This is a genomic window from Thermostichus sp. MS-CIW-36 (genome assembly GCF_054059035.1).
The window spans coordinates 1-15,138 of the sequence record NZ_JBSSBR010000003.1; the positions used below are offsets into that span (position 1 = coordinate 1).

Sequence of the window (15,138 nt, forward strand, 5' to 3'; positions counted from 1 at the left end):
CTACTATATCCCTCTCAATGACTTTTGCCAAACCGCCTAAAGCTCAGTAAATTCAGCAAAGTTCAGGGTTTTGGGGGTTAGAGGCATGCTCTCCGGCAGGGGGTGGAAGCCTGAACTCCTTTCCTGCTGATCTGGGAACAGTCTAGCCAGGAGTGGCGTGCCCTCAAAGGGTATCCTTATCGCGTTAGCAGGACGAAGTCTCATTGGGGTGGGGCGAAGCGCGGCGAAAGTTTTTGTTAAGCATACACCTTAGTTCCGGACTGGGAAGATTTCAAGCGCTTTTGCACAGGTTTGGGGAGGCTCTCGTTCATTACCTTGGTTGGTTAAGCAAGTGCAGGGGTGGGATCCCTTTGTCCACCTACCTGTCCCTATGCCTATTGTGGGAGCAACTTGACGATGCGAGCGCGAACGGCCTTGCCGCTGCTGTGTCTTTCTTTGCTGTTAACTGCCTGCCGAGCTGGAAGGCCGCCCCAGGAGATGGAGGGGGACGGCCAACCCCCCACGCCAGTGGGAATAGGAGTGGTGGAAGAACGGATGATTGAGGAGGCGTCGGAATTTATCGCCAGCCTCGGATCCCAGCAGGTGGCCAGCATCCGGCCCCAGGTGAGCGGACAGGTGACTCGGGTGTTGGTGCAGTTGGGATCCCAGGTGGCTGCTGGGGCACCTCTGTTTGAGATCGACAGCCGTCAGCAACAGGCGGCGGTGGCCGGCCAAACGGCGGGGATTGCCGCGGCCCAAGCCAACCTGGAGAGCAGCCGTGCTCTGCTCAGCCAGTTGCGGGCGGATCGGATGCGCCTAGAGGCAGCGGCGGAGTTTGCCCGGGATCTGCACGAACGTAACCTGCGCCTATTGGCGGAGGGGGCCATCAGCCAGTTGCAGGTGGATCAGTCCAGCCGCGATCTGCGCCAGGCGGAGGCGGCTTTGGCAGCGCAACAGGAGCAGATCCGCGCCCAGGAGGCAGCGATTTTGCGGGCAGAGCGAGAGGTGCAGCGGGCCCAGGCAGAGGCGGAGCGGCAGCAGGTGCAATTGCAGTTTTTCCAGGTCACGGCTCCCTTTGCGGGCATTGTGGGGGATGTTTTGGTGAGGCAGGGAGACTACGTGACACCGCAAACGGTTTTGACTACCCTGACCCAAAACCAGGCACTGGAGATCAACCTCAATATCCCCCTGCAGCGGGCCCCGCAACTGCGCATCGGCACCCCAGTGCAGCTCCTGGACAGCCGCGGCGAGGTGATCGGCACCAGCCAGATCTCCTTTATTGCTCCCGAGGCGGAAGCCAGCACGCAGTCGGTTTTGGCCAAGGCCCTTCTGGAGAATCCAGCCGGGCAGTTGCGCTCGGCGCAGTTTGTGCGGGCTCGTGTCATCTGGGAGGAGCGACCGGCCTTGCTGATTCCGGTGACAGCGGTGGCCCGCTTGGGAGCGCAAACCTTTGTCTACACAGTGCAAACGACGGAGCCGCCAGCAGAGGGCATGCCCCCGGGGGCGGTGGCGGTGCAAAGGCCGGTACGGCTGGGATCCATCCACGGGAACAGCTATGAGGTGCTGGAGGGCCTAGAGGCCAATGAGCCAATTGTGCTCACTGGCCTGCAAAAAATCCGCGATGGCGCACCGATTATTGATGAGGTGATCCTTCAGCAGAGGGGGCAGCAACAAGGTGGAGAGGGGGGATCCCCGCCCTAGAAGAGGCTGTGCATTCTCAGCAATTCTTATTTGCCCCAGTTTTGGCCCAGTCATCCAAGCTTCAACTTGAAGGGCGACCAGCTCAACCGGTATCTCATCGCAGCGGATCCTTAGACTTATGTTCGTTGACTTTTTCATTCGCCGTCCTGTTTTCGCTACCGTCTGCTCCATCATCATTGTGCTGGTGGGGGCGGTGAGCATTCCCCTACTGCCGGTGGACTACTACCCTCAGGTGGCGCCGCCAGCCGTAACTGTGACAGCCGTTTACCCTGGGGCCAATGCCGAGACGGTGGAGACGACGGTGACCAACGTGCTGGAGCAGGAGATCAACGGCGTCGAGGGCATACGCTACCTCTCTTCGGTGAGCAGCAGCAACGGTACCAGCCAAATCACGGTCACCTTCAGCCCCGATCGGGATCTGGACATAGCGGCTGTGGATGTGCAGAACCGAGTTGCCCGAGTTCAGGCGCGGCTGCCGGCAGAGGTGATCCAAAATGGCGTCAGCGTCCAAAAAGCCGGCGACAGTGCTTTCGTGCAGGTGGTGGCGCTGCGCTCAGAGGCGGGGGAATACGACGAGCTGTTTTTGAGCAACTACGCGGAGCTGTTTGTGCGGGATGCTTTGCGGCGCATCCGGGGCGTGAGCGATGTCATCATCTTTGGAGAGCGCACCTATGCCATGCGCATCTGGCTGGATCCGACGCGGCTGGCCAGCTATGGTCTGACAGCTCTGGATGTGGTAAACGCAGTGCGCCAGCAGAATATCCAGGTGCCCGCCGGCCAAATTGGCGGCCAGCCCAGCCCCCCGGATCAGGAGTTTCAGATCAGCGTCCAGGCAACGGGGCGGCTCTCACAGCCGGAGGAGTTCGCCCAGATTGTCCTCAGGGCCAACCCCGATGGCAGTTTGGTACGCATTGCCGATGTGGGTCGGGTGGAGCTGGGAGCGCAAAGCTATGATACGTTCTTCCGCCTCGGGGGACAGGAGGCGGTGGGGATCGCCATTACCAAGCAGCCGGATGCGAATGCCTTGGAGGTCTCGCGGCAGGTGGAGCAGACGTTGGAGGAGCTCTCCCGCAACTTTCCGCCCGGCTTGATCTACGAGATCCCCTTCGATGCCACCCTGTTCATTACCGAGTCGGTGCAGGAGGTGATTTTCACTCTGTTGCAGGCGATTGGCCTGGTGGTGTTGGTGCTGTTTATCTTTTTGCAGGATTGGCGCATCACCCTCATTCCCACCATCACCATCCCGGTAGCGCTGCTGGGTACTTTTGCTTTTGTGCGCCTGTTTGGCTTTTCCATCAACACTCTGACCATGTTTGGCCTGACTCTGGCCACCGGTCTGGTGGTGGACGATACCATCGTGGTGGTGGAAAATATCTCCCGCTATATCCGTGATCGCGGCATGCGGCCTCTGCAGGGGGCCTCGGCGGGGATGAATGAGGTGTTGGGGGCGGTGATTGCCACTACGTTGGTGCTGTTGGGGTTATTCCTGCCGATTGCCTTTTTTCCCGGCACCAGCGGTCGCATCTATCAGCAGTTTGCCGTCACCATTGCGGTGGCGGTCTCTCTGTCCACGTTCAATGCCATTACTTTGGCCCCGGCGTTGTCGGCACTGCTAATTCGCCCCCGCTCAGAGCAGATGTTTTGGCTGTTGCGCTGGTTTGACCGGTTGGTGGAAGGGATCCGAGCGGTCTACCGCCGCCTGCTGGAGCTGGTGGTGAGGCTGCGGCTGCTGGTGGTGGCTGGATTTGTCGCCTGTTTGGGCCTCACCTACTGGCTGTTCCAGGTTGTGCCGACGGGGTTTGTGCCGGATGAGGATCAGGGCTTTTTCATCACCATTGTTCAGGGGCCGCCGGGGGTTTCCCTCAACTATACCGACAGGGTGATCCGGCAGGCCGCCGCTATTTTGGAGGGGATCCCTGAGATCGAAAATCGGGTGATCGTGGGGGGGTTCAGCTTTACTGGGCCCTCGCCGGGGAATGGGCTGATCTTTGCCACCCTCAAGCCCTGGGAAGAGCGGCGGCAACCGGAGCAATCGGCGCAAGCGATTGTCAACCGGCTATTTGGGCCTTTTTTGGGCGGGATCAGCCGCGCATTGGTGATCCCGATCCTGCCGCCGGCCATTCCCAATTTGGGGGTTGCGGGCGGGTTTACTTTCCAGCTTCAGGATCGGGGGGTGAACGATTTCAACCTCTTGGAGCAGACGGCCAACACCCTGTTTTTTGTGGGCAACTCGCCGCCCCAGCCGGGCCAACCTCCCTTGGGCCTGCGGGTTAACCCGCCCACTTTCAACGCCAATTCGCCGCAGCTAGAAGTACAGGTGGATCGGGAGATGGCCCAGTTGTTGGGGATCCCTCTGTTGGATGTCTTCGGCACGCTGCAGACGCTGCTGGGGGGCACCTACGTCAATGATTTCGACCTGTTCAACCGCAACTACCGGGTCTATGTGCAGGCGGATCAAGCATTCCGAGGTAACCCGGAAAGCATCGGCCAGTTCTACGTGCGGGGTGGGCAGGGGCAGCTCTTGCCGTTGAGCACCCTGGTTCAGGTGGAGGAGACCACCAGCCCGGCCATCATCAACCACTTCAACCTCTTCCGCTCGGTGGAAATTCAGGGCAGCGCCCTGCCGGGCTTTAGCTCAGGGCAAGCGATTCGGGCTATGGAAACTCTAGCCGCCCAGTTGTTGCCGCAGGGGTTTGGCTTCGAGTGGTCGGGCCTGTCGCTGGAAGAAATCGAGTCGGGAGGACAGGCGCCGCTGATCTTTGCTTTGGGCTCGGTGTTCGTCTTCCTGGTGCTGGCGGCGCAATTTGAGAGCTATGTGGATCCCTTGATCATTTTGCTGGCGGTGCCGCTGGCGGTTTTTGGGGCTCTTTTGGCGCAACTGCTGCGGGGCTTGGCCAACGACATCTTCTGCCAAGTCGGGTTGGTGATGTTGATCGGGCTGGCCAGCAAAAACTCTATCTTGATTGTGGAGTTTGCCAACCAGTTGGTTGCCCAAGGGATCCCACTGCTCAAAGCTGCCACCCAAGCAGCCGAGACGCGCTTCCGCGCCATTCTGATGACCGCCCTGAGCACTATCCTGGGTATTTTCCCTCTGGCAGCGGCCACGGGCGCAGGGGCAGCCAGCCGTCAGTCGCTGGGCACGGCGGTGATCGGCGGTATGCTCGTTTCAACGGTGCTCAGCTTGCTGATTGTGCCGGTGCTCTACCTGGTGATCAAAGGGATCCAGGCGCAGATTTTGGGGGGATCCCCTTCGCCTGTGGATCTGGCGCATCTGCCCCCACCGGAGGATCCCAAGGATCTGCTGCCTGGTGGCGACAGCGTTGGGTAGCAAGAGGGATCTGCTTGCTTCTTCTCTTCTGGCGGAAAAGCGAGTGGGGGAAGGGGGCACCTTTCATCCACCGAGGGCCCTGTCTTCGAGCAGTTCGAGCTCGGCTCCGCCGGGCATTTTTTCCCAGAACTGAGCCAGGTGTTGCAGGCCCACAAAGCCCAACTGCCAGAGGATCAAGGCTAGAGGGCCGTGCTGCTGCCGTTGGATCTTCAGGGCCAGAGCCAGTTGTTTGGGCTTGAGGAGCTGTTGCTGCTCAGCAAACTGGCAGAACTGTCGATCCCATTGGCTAAGGGCTTGTAAATCCGGCAGGGTCGGTTCCATAGGTTTGGCCGGGCAGGAAAGGATTGAATGTCGAGGATCGGGATCCTCGTACTGATTCTGGGGATCTTCTTGCGGATCCCTTGCAACAGGTTTCTTCCAGGGTATGTGACCACCCAGGCCCTCCCAAGGCCGGTTAGGGCAGAGAGGACTGAGCTTTGTCGCAAAGCTGGCTTATAGATCCTGGCAGGACGGTCTATCCCCAGGGGTCGTCGTCGAAAGGACTATCTGACCAATAGCCACTCTGCTGGGGTGGAGGGGGCTGTTGGGGAAGGGGCGGCGTGTAAGCAGGAGGCGGTGTTGGGATGGGGGTGGGTTTTTCCAGATCCTCAAGTCGAGGCAGGTCGGCGGGCTTGGGCTCGACACCAAGGCTTCTCAGCTTGGCTTGCGTTTCTTGCACTTGCGCATTGAGCTCTTCCAGGTAGGCGCGGTAGTGGTTGGCAGCTTCCAGGTACTGCTTGGCTTTCTTTTCGTTTTCCTGGACGACCGCCTCCAGTTCTTTGGTGCGAACGGTGTAATCGGCCTCTTGGTTGGTGAGGTTTTCGATGGCTTGGTTGAGTACAGCCCGCCGTCGCTCCAGTTGGGCTACAATTTCCGACAACTGTCGTTCTCGCTCGCTAAGGCTGCGTTCCCGGTTTTGAATTTGTTCCAGTTGAAAGCTGGCCTGGCTGAGCTGCTCTCGCAAATACATCACCTGGGGCTCCGTCTCGTTGCGTTCCTGTTGCAACTCAAAGACCCGCGCTTCCAAGTGATCTTTTTCCTGCTGCAACACTTCCCGCTCGTTCAAAAGACGGGTGTAGAGCTGGTTGAGAAAGTCCACCTCCATTACCACTTGGCTAAGCTGAGTGGCGTATTCCCCAACCAAAGCCAACTCCCGAGCGAGGTTTTGGGTTTCACTGGTGGCTTGATCGGTGAAAAACTGGGGAAGTTGGGTGGTTTCTCTGAGGCGTTGGGTAAATTGCTTGAAGCGGAAAGAAAAGTTGCTCGCCATTGCCGGTGCGGTAGCCTCGAAGATCAGGGGAATGCCGATGGTTGGATTTCACAGGGCTTGGATTGCTTCCAATCTACTTGGATTGCTTCCAATCTAACATTGAGCTACAGCTTTTGCGGAAGCTTGCCTTAGGTGGGATCGGGGGGAGTTTCAGGGGCCGGCATGGCAACTTCCCCAGAGGGATCCCGCTTCTCGGATTCCGGCTGGGGGTTTTCTGTCGCTCTGTTTTTATCCTTGTCTTTTTGGTCTTTCGAGGTGCCTTCTGAATCTTGGCCGGAGATGCGGCGCAACAGCCGTTGCAGGAGTGGGCTGCGGCGATCGCCGAGGACGGAGAAGCGGCTTTCGATCTCTTCGACGGGGACGGGATCCATTTGGGCCAGCTCCGGCTCGCTGAGGAGGAGTACCCGTATCGTTGCAATGGGGATCTGCAAGAACAGGTTGGATCCCCAAAATCCAAAGGCAGCTATGGCTAGGCCTGCCAGACGGGTGCCGTTGCCAGGGGTGAGCGGGGCAAAGAGGGGGGCAAAGTCGTAGAGGCGCTCACCGACTTCCAGCATCAGGATTGCCGCCAACAGCGTCAAAATCTTATGTTCGGGGCTGAGGAAGGCGGCCAAGATGCGGCGCTGCTCGAGGGTGAGTTCTTCTGGGGGGACAGAAGCCACCCACACGCTAAAGATGTCAAACGGTTTGCGCCACTGCATAGCAAAGACCGGCCCAATGCCCACCACGGCCACCCAAGCCTGCTCCGCCCCCACCGGCAGGAGTGGATCCCCTGTGGCCAGCCCGATCAGGGTCAGCCCCACCCACAAGGGGAAGAGGAGGATGCCGGCGGCATGGATCCAGAGGAAAGGTTCCTGCCAATGGCTGCGCATGGGGAGATGCCAAAAGGGACAGGGGAGAGCAGGGCTAGGGGCGGGATTTGTCCACCACTTCCAATTCTGTGAGGCGGAAGGTGACTAATTTGTCCCAGTTGCCGCCTTCAAAGAGGACAGCGGCATGGTTGTCGGTAACCCGCTGTACCTGGCCCTCAAAGCAGTAGTAGGTGTCGTTGGGGTTGATGACCCGCACGGCAACGCCGGGGTAGATCGGGGGAAGGGCTTCGAGGAGAGTTGGGGTTGGAGTCGTGTTCACGTTTCAGCTATCCTCTTTTTTGCAGAAACTCTGCCTTACTATTATGGGGGAAAGCCCCTCTCTTGCCGAGTCTCCCCCTCGTTGAGCTTCTTCCCACAGCGGTTCGCCGAGGGTTGGGCAATGGCTGAGGTGTGGCTGCCAGCCCGCTAACGGGAAAGGAGCCTGTACTGCAACTTCGACGGTCAACCCAGCTCCCCCTCAAGGCCCCAGACCATGGCTACCGGCGCACAGTCTTCCCCCTCCCAAATCTGGCATGTGTTGGTGATCGATGATGAGCAGGGACGGCGGGCTGTGGCCCTCAGTGCTGCCACCTATTCCATCGGCAGGGATCCCAGCAATGCGATTGTCATCGATTCGGCGGCGGTTTCCCGGCAACACGCGCTGCTGCTGCGGCTACCCCAAAAAGATGGCCAGTATACCTACCGGCTGCTGGACGGCAATATCGAGGGCAAGCGCAGCACCAACGGCGTCTCGGTGAATGGGCAGAGATGTTTGAGCTGGGATCTCAAGGATGGGGATCAGATCCTGTTGGGGAATCAGGTGCGGATGCAGTACTGCATTCGCCAGTTGTCAGACGAAGATTTTCAGCGGTATCTCCAGTCTGTAAGCTTTCGCAGCGTGAAGGCGGAGGTGGTGGATCGACGCTCCACAACCATGCAGCGGTTTGATCCGCCCTCGATGCAGGCAATTTTGCCCCAAGAGGAGACGACGGAGAGAATTGACGTGAAGCCTCAACGCCGCAATCCGCTGCGGCTGCTGTTGCAGACGCTCTGGGGGCGTTTGAGGGGGAAGCTGAGATAACTTAACCCTCGGGGATGCCCACCCGTTCTGAGTCTGGGAGCGATGACGCGGTCTCGTCGGTGCTGTCTTTGCGGTCTTGCTCTGACGCTTCTGCCTGCAAGTCCAGGAGGGAGGGGGGGGAGTTGGCTTCCCCAATCAACACTCCCCGCAGCCAGAGGGGAGCGACAAAGGTGGTGGCAATCACCATGACGATGATGCTGACATCGAGGGCATCGGAGAGAACCCCACTGGCGGCCCCCACACCGGCAAACACCAGGCCCACCTCACCCCGGGGAATCATGCCCACCCCGATGGCGTAGCGGTTGATGCCCGGCTTGCCAAAGGCCCCCAAGCCCGCTGCTAGCTTGCCCACAATGGCAACTCCGATCAAGAAGACGGCAATGATCAGCCCCTCTCGGTTGACGGGGAGGGTGGGGTTGAGTACGGCAAGGTTGGTTTTGGCCCCGACGCAGACGAAGAAGATGGGCACCAATAGGTCGGAAATGGGCTTGATCTGTTCTTCCAGCTCTTGCCGTTTCTCGGTTTCGGCCAAGATCAGGCCAGCGGCAAAAGCGCCCAAAATCGCTTCTAGATGAATGATTTGCCCTACATAAGCCAGCAGAAAGGCCAGCACAAGGGCGGGCAGAAGGGGGTTACCTCGGGTCTTCAGGCTGTTGAGAAGGGCAACAAAGTAGGGGCTGAGAAGGCGCCCCAAAACAATGGAGCCGACCAAGAAGACGATGGCACTGAGGATGATGATGCCGATATCGGAAAGGTTGACTTCTCCGTTTTTGGCCAAGCCCGCCACCACGGCCAAGATGATGATGCCCAACACGTCATCCAAGACGGCGGCGCCGATGATCACCTGTCCTTCTGGGGAGGTGAGTTTTTGCAGCTCGGCCAAGACGCGGGCGGTAATGCCGATGCTGGTTGCTGTGAGGGCAGCGCCGGCAAATACGGCGGGGATAACGGGCACATGAAACAGGTAGAGTAGGCCCAGTGTTCCGGCCAGGAAGGGCACAGCAACGCCGATGATGGCTACGGCTGCGGCTTGAGGGCCAACCCGCAACAGCTCGGCCAGATCCGACTCGAGGCCGATTTCAAACAAGAGGATGATCACCCCGATCTCGGAGAGGATGTCGATGATCTGGCTTTGGGAGGAGAACACCTGTACTAGGGATCCCTCGTCGAGTCCGGCAGTGGCTTGCAGAAATTGCATCAGTGCTGAGGATTGAGCCAAGGCGTGCAGCTCTTGGCCGGAAACTTGTCCTTCCGGGAAGACCAACAACCCCAGCGCGGAGGCCCCTACCGCGACGCCCCCCAGCAGCTCTCCCAACACGGGGGGAAAACTCAGGCGGACGGCAATTTCTCCGGCGATACGGCTGGCCAGATAGATGACCACTAGAGCCATCAGCACCGCTACCAGGATCAGGGGCGAAAGATTGGCAGCTCCTTCAATGGGGGCAGCGGCTTCGACGGCAAGCAAAACGGGATCCCAGCAATTCAACAGCAAGATCTCAACCTCAGGTGGACTGCTTTTTGTCTTGGGTTGGCACAAGCAGAGCGGCTCTGTTCAGGCAATCGCTCTGCCAGAAGACTGTTACAAAGGCTAACCCTCATGGCGATCCGCTTGCAATGCCTGCATCGGCACTTTATGAGGACTCTGTCCCGCTGATGCCAACAGAATGGTTTCCGATGAAGTTGCTCTGGTTGGCAATGGCTATATTTTTATGGCGGTGCGGGTTCTCAGCTTGGGATCCCAGGTGCCGTGCACTCTGTCTCGATCTACCGCGAGGATTAACGGTGATATCTCCTCTACGCACGCTGAGTGAACGCTGGCTACCCATCCTCCTGACAGGGATCCTACTGCTGCTGGTTTGGGATCCCTTGGCGATTTGGGCGAACAGCCCGGCGGCGCAACGCCTCTTGGAGCAGGGCACTGCAGACTGCAGCACGGTCAGGGAGTGTGCTCGACTATTGCGCAACCCGATCCTGCCTTCTTTGGGTCAATTGGCGGAGGGCTTGAGAAATATGGCGTTCCCCCTCACTTCCACGAGCGCAGTTGGGTATAACGCTCTGGTCACGGCAGCAGAAACGCTGGTGGGGTTGGGGCTGGCTTTGCTGGTGGGGTGGGCAACGGCGGTGGCGTTGGTGTTTTCGCGAGCTTTTGAGCGGATGATGCTTCCCTGGATTGTTGCTTCCCAGAATGTGCCAATTGTGGCTTTGGCGCCGGTGCTGGCGGTGGTGCTGGGGCAATATGGGGTGCGGGGTCTGTTGCCGAAAGCAATCGTGGCGGCCTACATTGCTTTTTTCCCGCTGTCGATCGGCATTGCCAAGGGGTTGAGCAGTGTACCGCCTCTGCAATTGGATTTGATGCGCACTTACCATGCCCACCCGCTGCAGGTATTTCGCTGGGTGCGGATCCCGGCGGCTATGCCGATGGTGTTTACCAGCCTGAAGGTTGCGGTGGCGATGGCTCTGGTGGGGGCTATTGTGGCAGAGATTTCGATTGTTAGCTTTGCAGGGCTGGGGCCGATGTTGTTAAGCCGTTCCTATTACGGCGACATGGTGGGGTTGTGGGTGATCATGCTGGTGGCGGCAGCTTTGGGGATCCTCTTGGTGCAGGGGATTGGCCTGCTGGAGAACATCTGGACGCGGTGGCGGCGACCCACTCCGTAACCCACTCAACACTGGGGATCGACGGGGCTTTGGATCTGATTTCGCGATTGGGGTTTCGTGGGCTGCTCTGGTTCCATCGGTGGATAGTCCAGATAATTGACACTTATCTGGACTATCATCTTCACAGCCGCTCCCCTGAGCAGGACGAAGCGTTTATTGCGCCCTCTCCTGGAAGACCCCTCGGAGCCGGCAATCCAGGACAAGCTGCTCCTTAGGAGGAAGCCTCGCCTTGGCCCGGTGCAGGATTGGATCCATCCGGATCGGACGGTGGCCCAGACAGATCCAGAGGATTAAACCGGTTCATGGCCGTCATCAGTCCCTCTTGCCAGCAGCACTCCACGGCCTCTACCGCCGTATTCAACACCCGCTCCAGCACCTCTTGTTCTGCAGGCGCAAATCCCCCCAACACATGCCCGACCACATCTTGGCTGCCCCTGGGTTTGCCCACCCCCAAACGCAGCCGCGGAAACCCTTCGCTCCCCAAGTGCTGAATGATGGACTTCATGCCGTTGTGCCCACCGGCAGAACCGGATCCCCGCAGGCGCAGACGACCCAGCGGCAGATCCATATCGTCGTACACCACCAGCACAGAGGCGAGATCTAACTTGTACCAATCCAGCACCGCCCGCACCGATTGGCCGGAACGGTTCATGTAGGTTTCCGGCTTGAGCAAGCGTCGCTTTCCTCCCAGGGCAAGCCCTTCTCCGTAGCTACCTTGGAATCGCTTCTCCAAAACCAACGGGATCCCCCAGCGCTGCGCCAGCCGATCCACCACCATAAAGCCGCAATTGTGGCGGGTATTGGCGTATTGAGGGCCGGGATTGCCCAAGCCCACAACGAGCTGCAGGGAAATCTCATCGGTTCCCTTGGGCTTGACCTGGGTCACAACGTTTCTCGCCTCCTCGAGCTAAAGTAAGGCATCGCTGCTTTGAGTGGTGTTGGCGTGTTTTTGGGCTGCTGGTCGCCCCGAAGGTGTCAGATACCCAGCCGGACTGAGTCGGGACAGCGGTGAGGATCCCTGGGGGCAAATGGCTCGCCGCCCATGACTCTGCCATTGTTTATTGTCAACGCTCATTGTGAACGCTTCTGACCAACCCTGCTATGAGCCTGCCCACCCCCTTCGGTCTTCACCCCAGCACAACCGAATTCGATGCCTCGGATGCCCTGCGCCTCAGCCAGCGTCTGATTCAAGTGGGGATCGCCCTCTCCTCAGAAACAGATCTGGGGCGGCTGCTGGAGTTGATCGTTGCTCAAGCCCGAGAACTGACCCACTGTGATGGGGCCAGCCTTTTTGTCCGAGAGGGGGAGGAACTGCGGTTTTTCGTGGTCAACCGCCATGAGGAGCTGCGGGATCTGCGCTTGCCCCTCAGCCCTTCCAGCATTGTGGGCTACGTGGTGCTCACCGGGGAAAGCTTGAATTTGCCGGATGTCTACCGCCTGCCCGCCGACCGGCCCTATGCCTTTAACCCACAGGTGGATCGGCAGACCGGCTATCGCACCCGCTCCTTGCTCACTGTGCCCATGCGGGATCCCTCAGGAAAGATCCTCGGCGCCCTGCAACTGTTGAACCGCCTAAAGCCGGATCACCCCACCCCCCTAGCTCCTGACCAGGTGGCTGAGTGGAGCCAACCTTTTTCTGAGCTGGAAGTCAGCGTGGCAGAAGCCCTAGCCTCCCAGGCGGCGGTTGCCTATCAAAACGTCCAATTGCGGGAAGAGCTCAAATCTGCCCACTTCGAGACCATCTTCTGTCTGTCTGTGGCCGCAGAATACCGAGATCAAGATACCTCTTTTCACCTGAAGCGGATGAGCAACTACTCCCGCATCATCGCCAAACAGTTGGGCCTCTCCAGCCATGAGCAAGAGCTGATCTTCTACGCCAGTCCTATGCACGATGTGGGCAAAATCGGGATCCCCGATGCCATCTTGCAAAAGCCGGGGCGCCTGACCCCAGAAGAACGGCAGATCATGAACCGTCACCCTGAGATTGGTTATGAGATCCTCAGCAAGTCCGACTCCGAGCTGATGCAAAAGAGCGCCATCATCGCCCTTACCCACCACGAGAAGTTCGACGGCAGTGGGTATCCGCGCGGCCTCAAAGGAGAAGGGATCCCTCTAGAAGGGCGGATTGTGGCCTTAGCCGATGTCTTCGATGCCTTGGCCAGCCGTCGCCCCTACAAAGAAGCCTGGGCTTTGAATGAGGTCTTTCAGTTTGTAGAAGACAACAGCGGCAGCCATTTCGACCCGCAAGTGGTGGCCGCCTTTAACCGAGGACGCAGCGAAATTCTGGAAATCTACCACCGCTATCCAGAAACCCGCTAAATCCAGCTCCAGATCAATCAGGGATCCAAGATACCAACCCAGAACATTCAGCTCCAAAGGGATCCGTCCCAGCAAACCGCAAAGAAGGGATCCCAGGCCATCCTTTCCGTACAATCCCGCAGAATCTTATGGGCAAAAGGTGGGATCCCAGGGCAAACTGAAGGTGGTCGATTTTCTGCAGGAATCACCCCATCAAAGGCCGATTTAGGGCCGACTTTTTGTGTTGCTCTACACATTGGCATCCAACCCATCTGTACCCAACGTGTGCCGAGGATCCCTGTGATGGCTACCCTGACAAATCCACCCACTCCTACCCTATTGATCAACACCAAGCTGCGCGATTTGGCCTTGGTGGAGTTTCAGGTGAGCGAGTCCACCCCTTGTGAGAACGTGGTGCGCCGCCTAGAAGATGACAGCAGCCTTTCAGGAGTCATCGTGCTGGACGAGCGGTCACAGGTGCGGGGAATGTTGACCCGCCGCGCCATTCTGGAGTGGATGCTTAGCAAGCCCTACGGCCTGGATGTGTTTTTGAAGCGGCCCATCAGCTCCATGGTAGAGTTCCATAGCCGGGATTTTCTCTTGCTCCCCCTCTTGCTCCCCGGCGACTGCGATGTCATCCAAGCAGCCGACCGAGCTTTCCAACGGCCCGAAGAGACCGTCTACGACCCAGTGGTGGTTCAGCTGGGATCCCAGGACTACCGCCTTCTGGATGTGCCGGTGTTGTTGGTGGCCCAGGCCCAGGTGCATCTGGCCACCCAGCGCAAGCTACAAGAGCAGCAGGAAGAGATGAAAAGGATCTTGGCAGAGCTGGAGCAGGAAAAAAACCGCAGCCTCCAGTATGCCCGGGATCTGGAGCGACAAAAAGCCGAGATCCTCAACCAAAACCTGGCCTTAGACATGGAACGTCGCCGGGCCCAACAGCGCTCCGAGGAGTTGGCTCGCCTTAACGCCCGCATCATTGAAATCAGTTCTGTGCTCTCTGAGAGAGGCAAATCCACCTTTGCCGCCACCTTTGCTGGGGTAGAAGCGGTGCGCACCCTCTTCCAGGAAATTGCCGACAACAACCAGGAGCTATCCCGCGAACTCAAGGAGATCAACACCATCGTGGATTTGATTGTGGAGGTGGCAGGATACATTCGCCTGCTCTCCTTTAACGCGGCTGTAGAGGCCAACCGCAGCGGTGGTGCCGGTGGCTTTGGAGCCATTGCCCAGGAGATCCGCAAATTGGCCGGGCGAACCACTGAAGCCAGCAACCGCATTCGCGGCCTAGCAGATCGCATCCAGCGACAAAGCCAATTCACCCTGCAATCGGCTCAAAGCAGCGCTGAGGTGGTGCAATCCCTTTACCAGCAGGCCCAGTCGGCTCAGTTGGCCCTAGAGGAGCTGCAAACCCTGTTGGAACAGGCCCAGATCTAGCCTCCCTTTTGGGTTTGAGATTCTTTTGGATCTGTCTGATCCCTAAGGTTGCCATGGTGGCTAGGGGTCAACTTTCCCCTCTCGAATCTCATAAGTATAAAATTGCCCAGCCACGGCAAGGGTTTCAAAGTGGTAGGTGGGCAAGGAGATCCCCAGTGGGCCAAAGTTGAGCAACGACAAATCGGTGGTGTAGAGGCTGAAAAGGATAAAATTCTGCCGGCGGGTTTGGCGCATGAACAGAGCTTCTAGTTCGGGCTGGAGCTCTCGGACAAGGGCATGACATTCCTCAATCAAAGTGACCAAGAAAGACGGGATCTGAGCGCAGTATTCTCGCGTAGCGTAGGCAGCCAGTTGTTTCCCTGCATAGGTTCCGTACTCTTCTAAGGTGGGATTGGTGATGGCCAAAGCAGCCACTCCTCCCGCCAAAACCAGCCCGGAAAGCAAGGAAAAGACCTTCAGCATCGCAGCCTCCGAAACCGAATTCTTTATTCTGCTA

Annotated in this window: 13 protein-coding genes; 6 read left to right on the forward strand and 7 right to left on the reverse strand. The window is 58.6% G+C overall.

The window, feature by feature from the left end:
* Nucleotides 1-396 precede the first annotated feature (396 nt).
* The gene (locus tag ACVWVQ_RS02340) at nucleotides 397-1,680 is read left to right on the forward strand and encodes an efflux RND transporter periplasmic adaptor subunit (protein WP_414375006.1); all 1,284 of its coding nucleotides are present in this window, start codon (nucleotides 397-399) and stop codon (nucleotides 1,678-1,680) included.
* A 118-nt stretch (nucleotides 1,681-1,798) separates the two neighbouring features.
* On the forward strand, nucleotides 1,799-5,008 hold the full coding sequence (locus ACVWVQ_RS02345; protein WP_457506681.1) for an efflux RND transporter permease subunit: 3,210 nt from the start codon (nucleotides 1,799-1,801) through the stop codon (nucleotides 5,006-5,008).
* A gap of 63 nt (nucleotides 5,009-5,071) precedes the next feature.
* Here the strand turns inward: ACVWVQ_RS02345 and ACVWVQ_RS02350 are convergent, their stop codons facing one another.
* From ACVWVQ_RS02350 to ACVWVQ_RS02365, 4 genes are all read right to left on the reverse strand, one after another.
* On the reverse strand, nucleotides 5,072-5,329 hold the full coding sequence (locus tag ACVWVQ_RS02350) for a DUF2949 domain-containing protein (protein WP_414355602.1): 258 nt from the start codon (nucleotides 5,327-5,329) through the stop codon (nucleotides 5,072-5,074).
* Between the two features lie 193 nt (nucleotides 5,330-5,522).
* Nucleotides 5,523-6,317, reverse strand: coding sequence for a hypothetical protein (locus ACVWVQ_RS02355; protein WP_457506683.1), 795 nt, complete (start codon nucleotides 6,315-6,317; stop codon nucleotides 5,523-5,525).
* A 128-nt stretch (nucleotides 6,318-6,445) separates the two neighbouring features.
* A complete protein-coding gene (locus ACVWVQ_RS02360) occupies nucleotides 6,446-7,189 on the reverse strand; it encodes a low-complexity tail membrane protein (protein ID WP_457506684.1) in 744 nt (247 codons plus the stop codon).
* A 34-nt stretch (nucleotides 7,190-7,223) separates the two neighbouring features.
* On the reverse strand, nucleotides 7,224-7,448 hold the full coding sequence (locus ACVWVQ_RS02365) for an NAD(P)H dehydrogenase subunit NdhS (protein WP_011432364.1): 225 nt from the start codon (nucleotides 7,446-7,448) through the stop codon (nucleotides 7,224-7,226).
* A 213-nt stretch (nucleotides 7,449-7,661) separates the two neighbouring features.
* On the opposite strand from ACVWVQ_RS02365, the gene ACVWVQ_RS02370 reads away from it, so the two are divergent.
* Entirely contained in the window at nucleotides 7,662-8,249 is a 588-nt protein-coding gene (locus ACVWVQ_RS02370) for an FHA domain-containing protein (RefSeq protein WP_414350303.1), read from the forward strand.
* A gap of 1 nt (nucleotide 8,250) precedes the next feature.
* Here the strand turns inward: ACVWVQ_RS02370 and ACVWVQ_RS02375 are convergent, their stop codons facing one another.
* Nucleotides 8,251-9,735 carry a cation:proton antiporter gene (locus ACVWVQ_RS02375; protein WP_457506810.1) on the reverse strand — a complete coding sequence of 495 codons (1,485 nt, stop codon included), beginning with the start codon at nucleotides 9,733-9,735 and terminating at the stop codon, nucleotides 8,251-8,253.
* Nucleotides 9,736-10,031: 296 nt separating this feature from the next.
* On the opposite strand from ACVWVQ_RS02375, the gene ACVWVQ_RS02380 reads away from it, so the two are divergent.
* Nucleotides 10,032-10,907, forward strand: coding sequence for an ABC transporter permease (locus ACVWVQ_RS02380; protein WP_414355607.1), 876 nt, complete (start codon nucleotides 10,032-10,034; stop codon nucleotides 10,905-10,907).
* A 211-nt stretch (nucleotides 10,908-11,118) separates the two neighbouring features.
* Here the strand turns inward: ACVWVQ_RS02380 and pth are convergent, their stop codons facing one another.
* Nucleotides 11,119-11,793, reverse strand: a complete 675-nt coding sequence (pth, locus tag ACVWVQ_RS02385) for an aminoacyl-tRNA hydrolase (protein ID WP_457506686.1) — start codon at nucleotides 11,791-11,793, stop codon at nucleotides 11,119-11,121.
* A gap of 215 nt (nucleotides 11,794-12,008) precedes the next feature.
* Between pth and ACVWVQ_RS02390 the strand changes: the two genes are divergently transcribed.
* Both ACVWVQ_RS02390 and ACVWVQ_RS02395 read left to right on the forward strand, forming a co-directional pair.
* On the forward strand, nucleotides 12,009-13,226 hold the full coding sequence (locus ACVWVQ_RS02390) for an HD domain-containing phosphohydrolase (RefSeq protein WP_457506688.1): 1,218 nt from the start codon (nucleotides 12,009-12,011) through the stop codon (nucleotides 13,224-13,226).
* 282 nt (nucleotides 13,227-13,508) lie between these two features.
* Entirely contained in the window at nucleotides 13,509-14,642 is a 1,134-nt protein-coding gene (locus ACVWVQ_RS02395) for a methyl-accepting chemotaxis protein (RefSeq protein WP_457506689.1), read from the forward strand.
* Between the two features lie 60 nt (nucleotides 14,643-14,702).
* On the opposite strand, the gene ACVWVQ_RS02400 is transcribed toward ACVWVQ_RS02395, so the two are convergent.
* A complete protein-coding gene (locus ACVWVQ_RS02400; RefSeq protein WP_457506691.1) occupies nucleotides 14,703-15,104 on the reverse strand; it encodes a DUF4359 domain-containing protein in 402 nt (133 codons plus the stop codon).
* Nucleotides 15,105-15,138: the final 34 nt, after the last annotated feature.

Excerpts from the sequence above, each read along its gene's own strand:
- ACVWVQ_RS02400 (WP_457506691.1), bottom strand. The coding sequence starts at position 15,104 with ATGCTGAAGGTCTTTTCCTTGCTTTCCGGGCTGGTTTTGGCGGGAGGA.
- ACVWVQ_RS02390 (WP_457506688.1), top strand. The coding sequence starts at position 12,009 with ATGAGCCTGCCCACCCCCTTCGGTCTTCACCCCAGCACAACCGAATTC.
- ACVWVQ_RS02345 (WP_457506681.1), top strand. The coding sequence starts at position 1,799 with ATGTTCGTTGACTTTTTCATTCGCCGTCCTGTTTTCGCTACCGTCTGC.
- ACVWVQ_RS02395 (WP_457506689.1), top strand. The coding sequence starts at position 13,509 with ATGGCTACCCTGACAAATCCACCCACTCCTACCCTATTGATCAACACC.
- ACVWVQ_RS02370 (WP_414350303.1), top strand. The coding sequence starts at position 7,662 with ATGGCTACCGGCGCACAGTCTTCCCCCTCCCAAATCTGGCATGTGTTG.
- ACVWVQ_RS02340 (WP_414375006.1), top strand. The coding sequence starts at position 397 with ATGCGAGCGCGAACGGCCTTGCCGCTGCTGTGTCTTTCTTTGCTGTTA.
- ACVWVQ_RS02360 (WP_457506684.1), bottom strand. The coding sequence starts at position 7,189 with ATGCGCAGCCATTGGCAGGAACCTTTCCTCTGGATCCATGCCGCCGGC.
- ACVWVQ_RS02355 (WP_457506683.1), bottom strand. The coding sequence starts at position 6,317 with ATGGCGAGCAACTTTTCTTTCCGCTTCAAGCAATTTACCCAACGCCTC.
- ACVWVQ_RS02350 (WP_414355602.1), bottom strand. The coding sequence starts at position 5,329 with ATGGAACCGACCCTGCCGGATTTACAAGCCCTTAGCCAATGGGATCGA.